General features: G+C 69.9%; 15 protein-coding genes. 13 read left to right on the top strand and 2 right to left on the bottom strand.

Annotated elements, in window-relative coordinates:
- The 6 genes from KDK95_RS21065 to KDK95_RS21040 all read left to right on the top strand — a co-directional run.
- The coding region (locus KDK95_RS21065; protein WP_212519950.1) for a hypothetical protein at positions 1 to 1,742 on the top strand (1,742 nt) is incomplete at its 5' end.
- Positions 1,739 to 2,167, top strand: coding sequence for a hypothetical protein (locus KDK95_RS21060; RefSeq protein WP_212519949.1), 429 nt, complete (start codon positions 1,739 to 1,741; stop codon positions 2,165 to 2,167). The genes KDK95_RS21065 and KDK95_RS21060, both read left to right, overlap by 4 nt.
- 15 nt (positions 2,168 to 2,182) lie before the next feature.
- Positions 2,183 to 3,109, top strand: coding sequence for an alkaline phosphatase family protein (locus KDK95_RS21055; RefSeq protein WP_212519948.1), 927 nt, complete (start codon positions 2,183 to 2,185; stop codon positions 3,107 to 3,109).
- Between the two features lie 23 nt (positions 3,110 to 3,132).
- Entirely contained in the window at positions 3,133 to 4,164 is a 1,032-nt protein-coding gene (locus KDK95_RS21050) for a glycoside hydrolase family 16 protein (RefSeq protein ID WP_212519947.1), read from the top strand.
- 408 nt (positions 4,165 to 4,572) lie between these two features.
- Positions 4,573 to 6,072 (top strand): alpha-L-arabinofuranosidase B, encoded by a 1,500-nt coding sequence (locus tag KDK95_RS37055; protein WP_282971522.1) that lies wholly within the window; start codon positions 4,573 to 4,575, stop codon positions 6,070 to 6,072.
- A gap of 228 nt (positions 6,073 to 6,300) precedes the next feature.
- Positions 6,301 to 7,164: a ribosome hibernation promotion factor gene (locus tag KDK95_RS21040; protein WP_212519945.1), complete on the top strand. Its 864-nt coding sequence runs from the start codon at positions 6,301 to 6,303 to the stop codon at positions 7,162 to 7,164.
- Here KDK95_RS21040 and KDK95_RS21035 read toward each other — a convergent pair.
- Positions 7,118 to 7,525, bottom strand: a complete 408-nt coding sequence (locus tag KDK95_RS21035) for a hypothetical protein (protein ID WP_212519944.1) — start codon at positions 7,523 to 7,525, stop codon at positions 7,118 to 7,120. The two genes, KDK95_RS21040 and KDK95_RS21035, sit on opposite strands and share 47 nt — an antisense overlap.
- Before the next feature lie 194 nt (positions 7,526 to 7,719).
- On the opposite strand from KDK95_RS21035, the gene KDK95_RS21030 reads away from it, so the two are divergent.
- From KDK95_RS21030 to KDK95_RS21015, 4 genes are all read left to right on the top strand, one after another.
- Positions 7,720 to 7,995, top strand: coding sequence for a hypothetical protein (locus tag KDK95_RS21030; RefSeq protein WP_212519943.1), 276 nt, complete (start codon positions 7,720 to 7,722; stop codon positions 7,993 to 7,995).
- A gap of 125 nt (positions 7,996 to 8,120) precedes the next feature.
- On the top strand, positions 8,121 to 10,001 hold the full coding sequence (gene dnaK, locus KDK95_RS21025) for a molecular chaperone DnaK (protein WP_212519942.1): 1,881 nt from the start codon (positions 8,121 to 8,123) through the stop codon (positions 9,999 to 10,001).
- 221 nt (positions 10,002 to 10,222) lie between these two features.
- The gene (locus tag KDK95_RS21020) at positions 10,223 to 10,408 is read left to right on the top strand and encodes a hypothetical protein (protein ID WP_212519941.1); all 186 of its coding nucleotides are present in this window, start codon (positions 10,223 to 10,225) and stop codon (positions 10,406 to 10,408) included.
- A 217-nt stretch (positions 10,409 to 10,625) separates the two neighbouring features.
- Positions 10,626 to 11,210 carry a flavodoxin domain-containing protein gene (locus tag KDK95_RS21015; RefSeq protein ID WP_212519940.1) on the top strand — a complete coding sequence of 195 codons (585 nt, stop codon included), beginning with the start codon at positions 10,626 to 10,628 and terminating at the stop codon, positions 11,208 to 11,210.
- Between the two features lie 135 nt (positions 11,211 to 11,345).
- On the opposite strand, the gene KDK95_RS21010 is transcribed toward KDK95_RS21015, so the two are convergent.
- Positions 11,346 to 11,750, bottom strand: a complete 405-nt coding sequence (locus tag KDK95_RS21010) for an STAS domain-containing protein (RefSeq protein ID WP_212519939.1) — start codon at positions 11,748 to 11,750, stop codon at positions 11,346 to 11,348.
- A gap of 709 nt (positions 11,751 to 12,459) precedes the next feature.
- Here KDK95_RS21010 and KDK95_RS21005 point away from each other — a divergent pair.
- The 3 genes from KDK95_RS21005 (at position 12,460) to KDK95_RS20995 (ending at position 16,344) form a co-directional block, all read left to right on the top strand.
- Positions 12,460 to 12,663: a cold-shock protein gene (locus KDK95_RS21005; RefSeq protein ID WP_212519938.1), complete on the top strand. Its 204-nt coding sequence runs from the start codon at positions 12,460 to 12,462 to the stop codon at positions 12,661 to 12,663.
- A gap of 500 nt (positions 12,664 to 13,163) precedes the next feature.
- Complete coding sequence (locus KDK95_RS21000; RefSeq protein WP_212519937.1) at positions 13,164 to 14,687, top strand: DEAD/DEAH box helicase; 1,524 nt, start codon at positions 13,164 to 13,166, stop codon at positions 14,685 to 14,687.
- 454 nt (positions 14,688 to 15,141) lie between these two features.
- Positions 15,142 to 16,344: a YVTN family beta-propeller repeat protein gene (locus tag KDK95_RS20995; protein ID WP_372463361.1), complete on the top strand. Its 1,203-nt coding sequence runs from the start codon at positions 15,142 to 15,144 to the stop codon at positions 16,342 to 16,344.
- The last annotated feature ends 97 nt before the right edge of the window (positions 16,345 to 16,441 follow it).

Raw genomic sequence — 16,441 nt, 5'->3', positions numbered from 1 at the left:
TCCCCGCCTACGCCGCCGGGCCCGCCGCCCTCATCCTCTGGCTCGCCGCCCTCACCCGCGTCGACCTGCACGCCATGGGCGCCTACGGCCTGCTCGCCATCCTCCCCGCCCTGTTCTGGATAGCCCTCGTCCTGCTCACCCTCGGCTTCGCCGCCGCCCTCGCCCAACCCGGCATCCGCACCTCCTGGCTCCTCGCCCACGTCATCGCCCTCATCGCGATGCTCCACGCCACCCCCACACTCCTCTACGGCACCCTGCGCTACGCCTGGGCCTGGAAGCACATCGCCGTCATCGACTACCTGCTGCGCCACAACGCCACCGACCCCAGCAACAGCCAGCTCAGCGCCTACAACCAATGGCCCGGCTTCTTCACCCTCAACGCCCAGATCGTCCGCCTCGCCGGCCTCAGATCCGCACTCGGCTACGCCGCCTGGGGACCACCGATCAACAACCTCCTGATGATCGCGCCGCTCGTGCTCATCCTGCGCACCATGACCCGCGACCGCCGCGTCCTGTGGGGCACCATCTGGCTCTTCTACAGCTGCGCCTGGACCGGACAGGACTACTTCGCCCCCCAGGCCTTCGCCCTCACCCTCTTCCTCGCCATCATCGGGGTCGTCCTCAACCGCGCCGCCGCCCACCGCGACCTCACCCCCGACCAGCCGCGAGCACCCCGCGCCGGCAACGCCGTCTGGATCCTGCTCCTGGCCCCCCTCGTCGCGGCCATCGACTCATCCCACCAGCTCACCCCGCTCATGCTGGTCCTGGCGCTCGCCGTGCTCGCCGTCACCCGCTATCGAAACCCCGTCCTGCTCTGGACCCTCGCCGCCGCCGTCGCCCTCACCCTCGCCTGGGACGGCACCGTCGCCGCGCCCTACATCCGCAACAACCTCAGCTCCATCGTCGGGTCCTTCGGCAACCTCGACTCCAACGCCACCGCGCCCCTCGGCGCGGCCGCCACCGCCAGCAACCAGCAGCAGGTCATCGCGTACGTCGACACCGCCGCTGCCCTCGCCGTCGCCCTGCTCGCCATCGCGGCCGTCCTCATCCACAAGAACCTGCGCCGCAGCAGCGCCTGGATGCTCACCCTCGCACCCCTGCCGATGCTCGCCGCCAACAACTACGGCGGCGAAGTCATCTTCCGCGTCTACCTCTTCGCACTCCCGGGAGCCGTCTACCTCAACCGCAGACTCCTGCTCCCGAGCTCCGCCAGGCCCTGGACCGCCCGCGTCCACGCCCTGGTCTTCCCGGCGTTCCTGCTCCTGCTGCTCGCCGCGTTCGCCGTCCCCTACTACGGCAAGGAATCCGAGAACTACTTCCCGCCAGGGGAGATCACCGCCATCGACTACACGTACAGCACCGCCCCGCACGGCTCGATCATCGTCGCCGCGACCGGCGACTACCCCGGCGGCAACCTCTACTACGAGTACTACGAGCAGATCTCCTGGCTCGACCAGATCTCCGGCCCGCAACGCGTCCTCGTCGAACGCCACCCCCTCGACGCCCTCAGGGACGAGCTCACCGTCCACGGCAGCCCCGCCTACTTCATCCTCACCCGCTCCCAGATCGCCGAGATCCAGACCGCCGGCCTGCTCCCGCAGGCCACCCTCGACCAGTTCGAGAACGTCACCACCTCGCCCGAATTCACCGTCGTCTACCGCGACGCCGACGCCATCGTCGTCACTCTCACCGAGCAGCCCGAGCCGCAGACCCCGCCGAGACCGGAAGGCATCCCCTCATGACCCCGCAGCGCCTCACCCTCGCCGCCTCCGGCTGGATCGCCCTCGCCGCCACCGCCCTGCCCGAAGGCTCACCCCTGCGCGCCCTGATCGCCGTCGCCTTCATGCTCGTCTGTCCCGGCGCCGCCCTCGTCCGACTCGGCAACGCCGCCCTCACCCGCCGAGGCCGGCCCATGGACCGCCTCGAAGCCGGCGTCCTGGCCGTCACCCTCAGCCTCGCCGTCGGCGCCCTCGTCAGCGAAGCCTTCTTCATCACCCACACCTACACACTCACCCGCACCACCATCGTGCTTGCCGCCATCACCAGCGTCGCCGCACTCTGGCCCGTCCCACGCCGCCCCCTCAAGACCACCGCGCGCGCGGAACGGCCCGGCAAACCCGGCCTCCTGCACGTCCCGCCACGCGCGCCCGCCGCCCGACACCGCTGACCCCGGAAGAGCACCATGAGAACGCCGACCGCATCCCGCGTCATCGAGGCCGCCGCCCTCGCCGCGGGCCTCGCCCTGGCCACTGCCTCCTGCACCTCGACCACCCAAGCCGCAGGCACACCGGGCACCGGCACGCCGGCGGCCACCGCCCGAACCACCGCCCGAACCACCGTCGCCGACGTGGCGCTCCCGCGCCCCGGCCACGTCGTCGTGGTCATGATGGAGAACCACTCCTACTCCGACATCATCGGCAACCCCGACGCCCCCTACATCAACGCTCTCGCAGCCCAAGGCGCCTCCTTCAGCCGCTCCTACGCCGTGACCCACCCGAGCGAGCCCAACTACCTCGCCCTGTTCTCCGGCTCCACCACAGGCCTCGATGACGACAGCTGCCCGCACACCTACACCGGCCCCAATCTCGCCTCGGAACTCGCCGCTGCCGGACTCACCTTCACCGGCTACTCCGAATCCATGCCCAGCGACGGCTACACCGGCTGCTCGGCGGGGGAGTACGCCCGCAAGCACAACCCGTGGGTCAACTTCACCAACGTCCCCAGCGCCGACAACCGCACCTTCGCCGCGTTCCCCAGCGACTACGCGAAACTGCCCACCGTCGCGTTCGTCGTGCCGAACCTCAACAACGACATGCACGACGGCACCATCGCCCAAGGCGACGCCTGGCTCAAGGCCAACATCAACGGCTACGCGCAGTGGGCGAAGACTCACGACAGCGAACTCGTCGTCACCTGGGACGAGGACGACAACTCCAGCGCCAACCAGATCCCCACGATCATCGTCGGCGCCCACGTCCGCCCCGGCACCTACGACGAGCAGATCACCCACTACAGCCTGCTGCGCACCATCGAGGGCTTCTACCGCCTGCCGCCCGCCGCCGAAAGCGCCGGAGCCGCTCCCATCAGCGACGTGTTCGGCGTATCGTAGGCATACGAACACGAGGAGTGACAATGCGGTCGTCCGCCGACTGGGCCAGGGGAGCGCGCCGTCGGAGAATCAGACGGCCGCGCGCCCGCCCGATCGCCGCCGCCGCAGCGGCCGGCGCCGTCCTCACCTTCGCCGGCACCCTCGCAGGCTGCGGAGGAAGCGGCGCAGCAGCGGCCACCGGCACCGGCCGCACTCAGCCGAGCACCGCCACCCGCACGGCAACCGGCGCGGCGGCCCCGAACACCTCGTCGGGCTCCGTCGCCGTACCCGCCGGTGCGCGCACCGCGAGCGCGGCCGCCGTGCCGATGCCGCCGGGGGACATCCCCGGCTGGCACCAGATCTTCGCCGACGACTTCCCGACCGACGTGCCGGTCGGCGGCTTCTCCGGCTGCGACAACGGCGCCACCCGCACGTGCACCGGGCTGCCCGCGACGGTCGCCGCGAAATGGTGGGCCTACCCGGACGGCTGGAAGGACACCAGCGGCCAGGGCACCTACATGCCCTCCGAGACGATGAGCATCGCGAACGGCGAGATGCACATCCACATGTTCACCTCGAACGGGCGGACCATGGTCGCCGCGCCCGTTCCGAAGATCCCCGCCCCGGCCGGCCCCGAAGGTGGCCAGACCTACGGCCGCTATGCCGTCCGCTGGATGGTCAAGGCCCCCACCGCCAGCTTCAAGCTCGCCTGGCTGCTGTGGCCCGACAGCGAGAAATTCCCCGGCGACGGCGAGATCGACTTCCCGGAAGGCCAGCTCAACGGCGACATCACCGCGTTCATGCACCGCCGGGGCGCCACGGCCGACAACGACCAGAACGAGTTCGACACCGCCGTCCCGATCTCGTCAGGCTGGCACACCAGCATCGTCGAATGGACCGCGACCGGCTGCACCTTCATCCTCGACGGCACGGTGACCGGCAAGGCTGACGCGCGCATCCCGGACACCCCGATGCACTGGGTGCTGCAGAGCGAGACCGTCCCGGACCGCGTCACCCACAGCGCGGACACCGCCGACATCTACATCGCCTGGGTCGCCATCTACCGGCCCGACTGACCTGCTCATTCGGCCTCGCCCAAAGCGGGGCATCGGATTCCGCCACCCCGAGGGCGAAGCCTCCGATGTGCCGAATCGCCCCCATTGCTGTTAACGCTCACAGCAGATCTCTGAGACCTTGACGCGACTTCCCGGCGCGGATACGCTCCATCCGCGCGAACACACCACGCCCACTATCCGATCCTCCACTGACTGCCCGTCGAAATGTTAGCGCTAACATTCGATCATCATCGTCTCCGGCTCTGCACGTCTGCTGTCTGATGTTCATATCCGGAGAATGGCGAAAGTGGCGGTCGGTGGTGCGCAGGAGATCCCGGCCACCCCGCGCCGGCGTGGCTCTCGGCCCATTGATGAACAAAGGAGTTCACCTTGACTGATCGGGCATCATCTCGGACTCGTCGAAGGACGTTGCTGAGCTCGGGGGCGAGCGTCACGCTCGCGCTCGGCGGCGTGCTTCTCGCCGGCGGCGTTTCCCAAGCCGCGGCTCAGGGCCCCTGCGACATCTACGCCGCCGGCGGCACGCCGTGCGTGGCGGCGCACTCCACCACTCGGGCGCTATACGCGGCTTACGATGGCCCGCTGTACCAGGTGGAGCGCGTCTCGGACAGCACTACCTTGACCATCAGCCCGCTCGCTGCGGGCGGGGTGGCCGACGCCGCCGCGCAGGATTCCTTCTGCGCGCAGACCACCTGCTACATCACCGTCATCTACGATCAGTCCGGGCACGGCAACAACCTGACCCAGGCGCCCGCGGGTGGAGCGGCCGGCGGCCCGGACAACCTCGCGGTCGCCACCGCCGCGCGCACCACGCTCAACGGCCAGGAGGCGTACGGGGTGTACATCGCCCCCGGCACCGGCTACCGCGACGACAGCACCAGCGGCATCGCGACCGGCGACAGCGCCGAGGGCGAATACGCGATCTTCGACGGCACCCACTTCGATTCAGGCTGCTGCTTCGACTACGGCAACGCGGAGACCAGCAACACCGACACCGGCGCCGGTCACATGGAAGCGATCAACTTCGGCAACGAGAAGGACTGGGGCTACGGCGCCGGCACCGGCCCGTGGATCATGGCCGACTTGGAGAACGGTCTGTTCAGCGGCGTGAACGCGGGATACAACAGCGGCGATCCCACGATCAACTACCGGTACACCACCGCGATGGTCAAGGGCACCGCGAACCAGTGGGCCATCGAAGGCGGCAATGCCCAGTCCGGCTCCCTGTCCACGTTCTACAGCGGGGCGCGCCCGTCGGGCTACAACCCGATGCACAAGGAGGGCGCCATCATCCTGGGCATCGGCGGTGACAACAGCAAGAGCTCCGCGGGCACCTTCTACGAGGGCGTCATGACCTCCGGCTACCCGTCGAATGCGACCGACGCCGCCGTCCAGGCCAACATCGTCGCCGCCGGATACGCTTCTCCGGCCTCGGTCGGCCCGGCGGTCGGCTCGACCGTCTCGCTGCAGGCCACGACGGCGTGCTGCACCGGCGACTACCTCAAGCACGACGACAGCGACACCAAGGTGGTCATCGCCGCAGTCTCCTCCAGCAGTTCGGCGACCACCAAGGCGGACGCCGACTGGATCGTGACCACCGGCCTTGCCGACACCTCGTGCATATCCTTCGAATCCGCCAACGACTCCGGCCAGTACCTGCGACACTCCGGATTCGAGATCTACCTGCAGCCGAACGACGGCACATCCCTGTTCGCCTCGGACGCGACGTTCTGCCCACAGCCCGGCAACAGCGGTACCGGTGTCTCGTTCGAAGCCCTGGCCTACCCGAGCAAGTACCTGCGGCACTACAACTACACCGCCTACATCGCGAGCGACGGCGGTTCCAACGCCTGGGATGCCAGCTCCCTCTGGCCCAACGACACCAGCTGGCTCGTCGACACAGCCTGGTAGTGGTCAATCCCGAACACCTTCGCGCGAACCATGCGCGAAGTGCGTGACACGGCTGCCGCCCCACCCCGGTGGTGCGGCAGCCCGGAAGTCGGGGCGAAGGTCCCTTTCCTTGATCGGCTGATCGTTCCACGCTGGAGACCAGACGGAATCCGCCCTCGAGCGAGGTACTGCAGCCGCGGGGCGGGGGAGAACCTCGGGTCCAGATCGGACGCGCCGCTAGGACTGGCTATGAACACGACTTCCCGACACCGCATCCGCACCGCCGACGAGCGGAGCACCGACGCGGCGCCCGTCCAGACCGTACTGCACGGGTCGGTCTCGGCGGATGACGCCGCCTACGCCCGCAGGAAGGTCGCCGCGCTCGCCCACTACGTCCGTGAGCCGATCGCGTTCGCGCGGGTGAAACTCACCGAGTTGCGCAACCCGGCCGTGCGCCGAGGGTCGATCGCGCAGGGGAATCTCGACGTGGCCGGCCGCGCGGTGCGTGCGCAGATCGCCGCGAGCACCATGCGCGAGGCGGTGGACCTGCTCGTCGACCGGCTGCGGGTGCGCCTCGCGCGCGTCAACGAGCACTGGGAGGCACGTCGCGGCGGTATGCCCAAGCCGGCGCCGCGGGAGTGGCGCCACGGCAGCGAACCGACCCACCGCCCGGACCACTATCCGAGGTCGGTGGAGGATCGGCAGATCATCCGCCGCAAGTCGTTCGCGCAGCGGGTGGAATCGGCGGACGAGGCGGCGTTCGAGATGGAGTCGATGGACTACGACTTCCACCTGTTCACCGATGAGGCGACCGGCGCGGACTGCGTGATCTACCGCGCCGGGCCGACCGGCTACCGGCTGGCTCGGACCACGCCCGGGGCCACGCCGGAACCGGGACCGCTCGCGGTGCCGCTGACCGTCAGCCCGGTGGCGGCGCCGAACCTGAGCCTGCCCGACGCCGAAAACCGTCTCGAGGCCACGGGGTGGCCCTTCGTGTTCTTCGTCGACTCCGAAACCCGACGAGGCAGCGTTCTGTACCACCGATACGACGGCCACTACGGGCTGATCACGAGCGCCGAGCAGAGTCCCGGCGCGGCCGGGCCAGGTGCGTAGTGGTGGTGCGCGGCAGCGGGGCTTGACGTCCTGAGGTGGTCTTCGTGGCCAGGCGCGTCGGACTACGCACCTCGGAGTGACCGACGCAGGGCGCCGAGACGACGTGCACGGTGGAGTGCGGTGCGGCCGCGATCCGGATCCGGGAGCACGGCGCGGAGTGCGATGTGTCCTCGTCGCGTCCTGAGCGGGACCTGTTCAGGTAGACGAACGCCCGTACGCCCAAGGAGAGCAGTAGTACGAAGACCACCGCGATCGCTGCGACGCGGGTCGTCGACCCTGTCGGCTCGCCCTCCACCTCGTCTCTCGGCTCGCCCGGCTCGGGCACGCTTTCTCCAGGCTGCGCCGCGGGTCTGGTCGTCATCCTGCGCTCCTTGAGTGGGGTGCCCGGCCTTTCCCCCACTCTGTGTCCGCACGGCGGCCACCGCGACCATGCCCGGTCCTTTCGGGTGACCTCTCGCGCTGCTCCGCGCGAACGTCGCGATCGTGCGTTTGTCGCTGTCACCCGCGTGCCGCACCGGTATGTCTCTTATCGCACGATTCGCGTAGCGTGGACGTATGAGCGGTTCTTCAGGTGGCGGCCTCGCCGAGGCCGGTGTGATCGCGCGCACGTTCCTCGAGATGGCAAGGCTGGCGCAGGAGGCGGAGTCGATGCTGCCGGGTTTCGACCGGCAGATGCATGTCGCCCGCGATCCCGCGGCCGCAGCGCAGTTGCTCGATGCGCATAACGAGTTCAAAGCGGTCCAGGACTCGCTGGAGCGTACGTGGGCACAGGTCGAAGCGACCGTCAAGACGGTTCTGGAAGCCCGCCCGGAGATCACTCCGCCCCGGTAGGGCCCGCCGCGGCGCCTGCGGGGGCGGCGAACCGAACAAACCGTGCCGATGAGGATCGAAGGCGCATCACGGCGTGCCCGGATCTCTGCCCGCACCCTGTGGTCGCCGGGTGAGGAGGATTGGCGATGAGCCGCGCTGTGGGGATCGATCTCGGCACCACGAACTCGGTGGTGGCCGTGCTGGAGGGCGGGGAGCCGACGGTGATCGCGAACGCGGAGGGTTCTCGCACCACGCCCTCGGTGGTGGCGTTCAGCCGCGGCGGGGAGCTGATCGTGGGCCAGCCGGCCAAGAACCAGGCGATCACGAACCTGCAGCGGACCATCCGCTCGATCAAGCGGGAGATGGGCTCGGACTGGGTCAAGGAGATCGACGGCAAGCGCTACACCCCGCAGGAGATCAGCGCGCGCGTGCTGGGCAAGCTCAAGCGGGACGCGGAGGCGTATCTGGGAACGCCGGTGACCGAGGCGGTGATCACGGTCCCGGCGTACTTCGAGGACGCTCAGCGGCAGGCCACCAAGGAGGCCGGGCAGATCGCCGGCCTCAACGTGCTGCGCATCATTAACGAACCGACGGCCGCCGCGCTGGCCTACGGGCTCGACAAGGGCGGCCGGGAGCAGACCATCCTGGTCTTCGACCTCGGCGGCGGCACCTTCGACGTCTCGCTGCTCGAGGTGGGCGACGGCATCGTCGAGGTGAAGGCCACCAGCGGGGACAACCATCTCGGCGGCGACGATTGGGACCAGCGCGTCCTCGAACAGCTCGCGGAGCGCTTCAAGGGGGAGCACGGCATCGACCTGATGCGGGACCCGATGGCGGTCCAGCGCCTGCGCGAGGCCTCCGAGCGCGCGAAGATGGAACTGTCCTCGGCCTCCGAGACGAGTATCAACCTGCCGTACATCACCGCTTCCGACGAGGGCCCGCTGCACCTCGACGAGAAGCTGACCCGGACCGAGTTCCAGCGGTTGACGGTGGACCTGCTCGAACGGTGCCGCAAGCCGTTCGAGGCTGTGCTGCGGGACGCGGCGGTCAGCGTCGACGCGATCGACCACGTGGTGCTCGTCGGCGGTTCGACCCGCATGCCGGCCGTGGTGGACCTGGTCCGCGAGCTGACCGGCGGCAAGGAGCCGAACAAGGGCGTGAACCCGGACGAGGTCGTCGCGGTCGGCGCCTCGCTGCAGGCGGGCGTGCTCAAGGGCGAGGTCAAGGACGTCCTGCTGCTCGACGTCACCCCGCTGTCCCTCGGCATCGAGACCAAGGGCGGCATCATGACCAAGCTGATCGAGCGGAACACGACGATCCCGACCAAGCGCTCGGAGATCTTCACGACCGCCGAGGACAACCAGCCCTCCGTGCAGATCCAGGTCTACCAGGGCGAGCGCGAGATCGCGGCGTACAACAAGCGCCTGGGCATGTTCGAGCTGACCGGCCTGCCGCCGGCCCCGCGCGGCGTCCCGCAGATCGAGGTCACCTTCGACATCGACGCCAACGGCATCGTGCACGTCACGGCGAAGGACCTGGGCACCCAGAAGGTCCAGTCCATGGTCATCACCGGCGGCTCGGCGCTCTCGAAGGACGAGATCGACCGGATGCAGCGCGAGGCCGAGCAGTACGCGGAGGAGGACCACCGCCGCCGTGAGGACGCGGATACCCGCAACCAGGCCGAGGCGCTGGTCTACCAGACCGAGAAGTTCCTGCGGGACAACGACGACAAGGTCCCCGGCGACATCAAGTCCGAGGTCGAGACGGCGCTGACGGACGCGAAGGCCGCGCTCGGCGGCACCGACATCGAGGCCATCAAGGACGCCACCGAGAAGCTCGCGACCACCAGCCAGAAGCTCGGCACCGCCATGTACGCCCAAGCCCAGGCAGCCGGCGGCCCCGGCAGCGCGGCCGACGGCGCCGGCACTGAAGCCGGTACTGAAGCCGGCACTGAAGCCGGCACGGCACACGACAACGTCGAGGACGCGGAGATCGTCGACGACGAATCCGGTCCCGGCACCACCTGATGCGGGGCTGCCGAACCACGTCGCAGGCGGCGGTTCGCCGCCTGCGTCGCTCTCGCTAGCGCCCGGTTCGGGCTGGGGGGCCTCCCGCTCGCGCGCGGTCACGGCTCGGCCGAACGACGGCGGCCCCGGCCGATGTCGACGCCATCCTCGACCGGCTGCTCGCCTCGTCGCGCGGCACGTCGGACGACGCCGTGGGCGCTAGCGGGCAGGACGCCTGACCGATGCCGACCTACGTGATGTCGTATTTCACCGAGCGGGACGAGTCGCTGCACCTGGCCGTGAGCCGGGACGGCGGCTACAGCTTCCTGTCGGTGAACGAGGGGCGCCCGGTGCTGCGCGGCAGCGTCGGCACCGGCGTTCTGCGCGATCCGTTCCTGGGTCTCGGCCCGGACGGGCGGACACCCTGACCCGCGGAACAGACAGGGAGCTGGCGGTCCTCATATACAGCCCTGATACGTCCGGCCGAGCCGCGCTGCCCTGGAGCACGCCGGTGGGGAGGAAGGTCCTGGTCGCGGCAGGGCGTAGGCCTGCTCTTCGTGAGGGGACGTTCGCCCCTGGTGCCATGGCGGCCTGCGCGCGTCGATGGAGGTAGCAGACCGGCCTGGAGTGGGAGCGGAGGCAATCATGCGCATTCTGGTGGCTTACGGTTCGAAGCGCGGCGGCACGGCCGGGTTGGCCGAGATGATCGGCAGGGAACTGACCACTCTGGGACATCACGCGCTCGTCAGGCCGGCGCGTCAGGTGCGCGGGCTCGACGATCTCGACGCGGTCATCATCGCCGGTTCGCTCTATGCGGGCAGCTGGCACCGCGACGCGCGGCGCCTCGTCCGTCGTCACGCGGACGAGCTGCGGCGGCTCCCGGTCTGGCTGGTGGCCAGCGGGCCGCTGGACGATTCGGCACTGGCCGGCGAGAAGCCCCCGGTGCGGCAGGTGGCGCGAGCCGCGGCCCGGATCGGAGCCCGCGGGCAGGTGACCTTCGGCGGCCGCCTGGCACCGGACGCCGCCGGATTCCCCGCAGCCGCCATGGCCAAGAAGCGCTCCGGCGACTGGCGTGACCCCGTGCACGTCAAGCGGTGGACGATCGCGCTCGTCGAGGACCTGACGGCGGTCGAAGGTCAGCCGCCGCTTCCCATGACGCCGACGCCGACGCCGACGCCGACGCCGACGCCAGGGGCGACTACCCGCACGGGCAGCGACGTCGACGGATAGCCCGGGGTTCGGCATCAGGCCGGCTCGTCCCAGTACGTGCGATCACCGGCTCGTCAGTACGTGCGATCAGCGGCTCGTTCCAGTACGTGCGATCAGCGGTGCACCGAGCTTCGGCGCGCCGCTGATCTCTTCCGATCAGGCCGCCGGGGCGGTGGCGCGGACGCCGCGCGGTGCGATGCGGTGGCCGCGTCCCGAGGCGCGGACGCGGGCGGTGGGAGCGGCAGGCTCCTGGATGAAGGAGTCGAGCAGACCAGTGGCCTTCAACGACTTGGCGAGCAGGGGCCGGACTCCGCGCAGCACGGGAACCGGATGTCCGAGCCGCCGTGCCTCGCGGGCGACGGCGCCCAGCACGCGTAGGCCGCTGGCGTCGAGGAGCATCGCGCCTTCGACGTCGAACACCGCCTGGTTCCCCTGCCGCACGAGGGCGAGCGCCGCCTCGCGGAATTGATCGGCGGTGGCGATGTCGACCTCCCCGCGCACCCGTAGCACGGCGCGTCGGTCCGAGTCGGTACTCGGCGTGCAGCGAAGCTGTTCAGTCAAAGTCATCATCCTCTTCGTTTACGTATATGTGTGGCCATGTGCCGGATCCGCTTCTGCGGGTGCCCTGACAAGTTGGGTCGCCGCGCATCCGTTTGCGCTGCGCCGCGGCCGAGTTCGCCGGGATCGAGGGCTCCGGGATGCGTGGCCCTGCTGCCACCTGCCTCGCTGGTGCGGCGAGATGAGTTACGGGGTGGCGGCGGTTTCTTGTTGGCGGCGGGCCGGGATGCGCGGAGGACCGCCGGGGACGAGCGACTGTGAAAAAGCCGCTTGATATCGGCTCTTTGATAAGCCGGGAGCTTCGAGATGGAGGCGGTCCGCCGATCCGGGCCCCTCAGGCGCGGTTGCCGATCGACCGGCGCACGGGCACCGGAGAGGCGCCTTGCGAATGGTGACTGCCGGTACCGTCCATACTACTCCACTGAGGCGCGATGTGTGGTCTACCGCCGGGGCAGGCCCCCGTCCCGCCGCGGATTCCGCAGCCGCTGGAGCAGCGGAATTGCGTGCAGCGCGCGCGTGCTTCGCCCAAACGGCCGGAGACCTGCTATGCTCAACGCAGTTGCAGTTGTGGTTCCCATGAACTTTTGTGTGCGCCTGCAGGTTGTGATGCAGGCGCATTTTTGTTTCCCGGTCCTCTCCGGGTGGGTCATCATCGCGGCGACGCGGCCCCGCGCATGGCGGGTGCCGGTCAGCCCCTGAAGGAGATTTTTTTATGACAAGTGGCACTGTGAAGTGGTTCAACGCGGAAAAGGGCTTCGGCTTCATCGAGCAGGACGGCGGCGGCCCGGACGTCTTCGCCCACTACTCGAACATCAACGCCAACGGCTTCCGTGAGCTGCTCGAGGGCCAGAAGGTCGAGTTCGACGTCGCGCAGGGCCAGAAGGGCCCGCAGGCCGAGAACATTCGTCCGCTCTAATTTCACCTGCCGCAGGCACCTGCCACGCAGGAGGGGCCCGCACCGCGTCAACGCACGGTGCGGGCCCCTCGGCATGTACGCCGAAAAGTCTCGTGTCGCGCCGCCGGCGGACCCGCGCCGCGCGATACGCAGAACGTTGCGGTATGACCGCAGAGCATTGCGTAATCGCACCACAGTGTCCATAGCCTCCGTCGCGCCTATTTCGCCCATTGCGTCAGGCGGCCGCTTCCCCCATCACGCCCACGGTCAGGCATCACGCCCACGGTCAGGCATCAAGCCCACGGTCAGGGATTGCCGCCGCCCTCACGGTAAGCACCGGTGAGCTCCGATTGGCACCGATGGCCACCGACGAGCACCGACCGCAAGATGCCGTGCCGCCGGGCGGATTTCGTCCGTACCGGCTCCTTCACCCACTTCTGGCTCGTTCGTGCGAGCTTCGCGCCGCCCTGTGGCCGCGGAGCCTTCCTCGTGACGTGCCGCCCCCCAGGAAGGCTCATCGCATGAATCGCTCCAGTCGTTCGTCATATCAGCATCCCAACGACCGTTCCGCCGCGGGTGCGCGCTCCGGCGCCGGCCGCGGTGCCCGCTCGGGCGGTTCGGCCTACGGCTCGCGTTCCGGCGGCGGTCAGCGCACGTCCGGGGCGAGCGCCCGTCAGGGGTCTGCGGGGCGGACCGAGTTCGCTCTGCCGGTCACCGTGGCCCCCGCCCTGCCGGCGGCGGAGTCGTTCGCCGAACTGGACATGCCTAAGGCCCTGCTGGCGATGCTGACCCGGCAGGGCGTGACCTCGCCCTTCCCGATCCAGGCTGCGACGCTGCCGAACACCCTGGCCGGCCGGGACGTGCTCGGCCGCGGCCGCACCGGCTCCGGCAAGACTCTCGCGTTCGGCCTCGCGCTGCTGGGGCGCACCGCGGGCCGGCGCGCGCAGCCGCGCCGGCCGCTGGCGCTGGTGCTCGTTCCCACCCGGGAGCTCGCGCAGCAGGTCACCGAGGCGCTCACGCCGTACGCCCAGGCGGTGCAGCTGCGGCTGGCGACGGTGGTGGGCGGGATGTCGATCGGCCGTCAGGCGATGGCGCTCGGCCGCGGCGCGGAGGTCGTCATCGCCACGCCCGGCCGGCTCAGAGACCTGATCCAGCGCGGCGAGTGCCGGTTGGACGCCGTGGCCGTGACCGTGATCGACGAGGCCGACCAGATGGCCGACATGGGCTTCCTCCCGCAGGTCACCGCGCTGCTCAAGCAGGTCGCCGACGGCGGGCAGACGATGCTCTTCTCCGCCACGTTGGACCGCAACGTCGACCAGCTGGTACGGCAGTTCCTCAACGACCCGGTGGTGCACTCGGTGGACCCCACGGCCGCGACCGTCAGCACGATGGAGCACCACCTGCTGCACGTGCAGAACCACGATAAGAACGACGTCATCGCGCACATCGCCTCCCGCCAGGGCGGAGTGATCATGTTCACCGAGACCAAGCACGGCGCCGACCGGCTGGTGCGCGACCTGCTTGCGAACGGCGTGAAGGCGGCCGCGCTGCACGGCGGCAAGTCGCAGCCGCAGCGCACGCGCACCCTGGAGCAGTTCCGTCAGGGCCAGGTGACGGCGCTGATCGCGACCAATGTCGCGGCCCGCGGGATCCACATCGACGGGCTGGACCTGGTCGTCAACATCGACCCGCCGGCCGACCACAAGGACTACCTGCACCGCGGCGGGCGCACCGCCAGGGCCGGCGAGTCCGGTACGGTCGTCACCCTGGTCTTGCCCGGCCAGCGCCGTGAGATGAGCCGGATGATGTCTGCCGCCGCACTTGCCCCCAATTCGGTCTCCGTGCACTCCACGGACGAGGAACTCGCGCGCATCACCGGTGCCCGGGTACCGACAGGCACGGCAGTGGTGGTGGCCGACCCGGTGGCGGAGCGTCCCCGCCGCAACGATTCCGCCGGACGCGGCCGCAACCGCCGCCCCCGCACCAGCCGTCCTGCCACGGCCTCCCGCGCGGGCGCGCCCACGGGTTACACCGCCGTCATATAGCAGGAGCGCGAACAGCCGGCCCGGGCCCCCGGTGGGCCCGGGCCGGCGTCGTCATGCCTACGACTTGTGCGGTGCCGCGCGGCGAGCCCCGCGCGGACGATTCCTGTGTTCGCCGCCTGCGCCGGTGCGGCCGAGGCTCGGCCTTCCATCCTTGCGTAGTGCAATCGACGTGAACGGTCCGACTTGCTGCGTACGGGTGAGAGGCTCACCCGGTCGGATGGGAGGCGCGGCCGGGCCGGCTCGCCGTCGCCTAGGCTCGGCCTGTGGACATGCGCGATCTGCCCGGATTTCCCCCGTCTCGGCCGGGGGCGCTCGCTGCCCTGCCGGGCTGTCGGCGGTCGGCGGCGGAACGGCGTGCCCTGTGCAATCCATTCGGCGAATCTCTCGCCGCGAGTGGTGTCGCCGGCCGGACCGTCCGGTGGTGGCGCCCTCGAACGCAGATCGGAGCCGCGCGGTGAAGACCAGCACACGTCGTCGATCCCTTCTCGGTGCCGGCGCGGTCGCGGCCCTGGCCGTGGCGTGCGCCTCCTGCGCCGGCGGTGCGCCGCGTCCGACCGCCTCCGCCGCCGCGGCGAAACCGTCGCAGGGTGCGGGCGCCGATGCGGGTGCGGGCGGTGTTCGGATGCGGGTCGGTGCGTTGTCCGGCATGCCGGAGTACGACCCGAAGGACCTGTACGCCGCGGACCGGCCGAACGAGCTGTCGCCGGTGGTGAAGAACGACCCGAGCTTCGTGTACGTCCCGAACACCGAGTCGAACACCGTCAGCGTGATCGACCCGGCCACCTACAAGGTCGTGCGCACCGTCGAGGTGGGCGAGCAGCCGCAGCACGTCGTGCCCGGCTGGGACCTGAAGATGCTGTGGGTGAACAACGACCAGGGCAACTCGCTGACCCCGATCGACCCGGCCACCGGCCGGTTCGGCACGCCGGTGGCGGTGCACGACCCGTACAACCTCTACTTCACCCCGGACGGCCGCTCCGCGATGGTGATGGCCGAGGCCGACCGGCAGATCGTCTTCCGGGACCCGCACACCATGGCGGTCCAGGACACGCTCGATGTGCCGTGCGCGGGCGTCAACCACGTCGACTTCTCCCCGGACGGCAGCTACTTCATCGCCTCGTGCGAGTTCAGCGGCCAGCTGCTGAAGGTCGACACCGCCAAGCGCACCCTGCTCGGGGTGGTGGATCTGGGCCACGGCGCGATGCCGCAGGACGTGAAGATCTCCCCGGACGGCAGCGTCTGGTACGTCGCGGACATGACCGCCAACGGAGTGTGGACGCTCGACGGCGACCGGTTCAAGGTCACCGGGTTCATCCCCACCGGGGCCGGGGCGCACGGCCTGTACGTCAGCCGCGATTCAAAGGACCTGTACATCAGCAACCGCGGCGAGGGCTCGATCAGCGTCCTGGACTTCGCCACGAACGCCGTCCGCGTGAAGTGGCGCATTCCCGGCGGCGGGAGCCCGGACATGGGCGGGATCTCCGCGGACGGCAAGGTGCTGTGGCTCTCGGGGCGCTACAACGCCGAGGTCTACGCCATCTCCACCACCGACGGCCACCTGATCGCCCGCATCCCGGTGGGCCAGGGACCGCACGGACTGTGCGTCTACCCGCAGCCCGGCCGCTACTCACTCGGCCACACCGGCATCTTCCGCTGATCCGGATACTCCACCGGGCCCGGGCGGCGGCTCTGGCATGAGAACTCGCGCGACCGGGCCCGGCCGGCGAAACGGAACGGGCAGGCCGTCCCGATCG

This window comes from Actinospica acidithermotolerans (assembly GCF_018139625.1).
Lineage (GTDB): Bacteria > Actinomycetota > Actinomycetes > Streptomycetales > Catenulisporaceae > Actinospica > Actinospica acidithermotolerans.
Note: the sequence above shows the minus strand (reverse complement) of the source record. Positions and strands in the feature narration are given on the sequence as shown.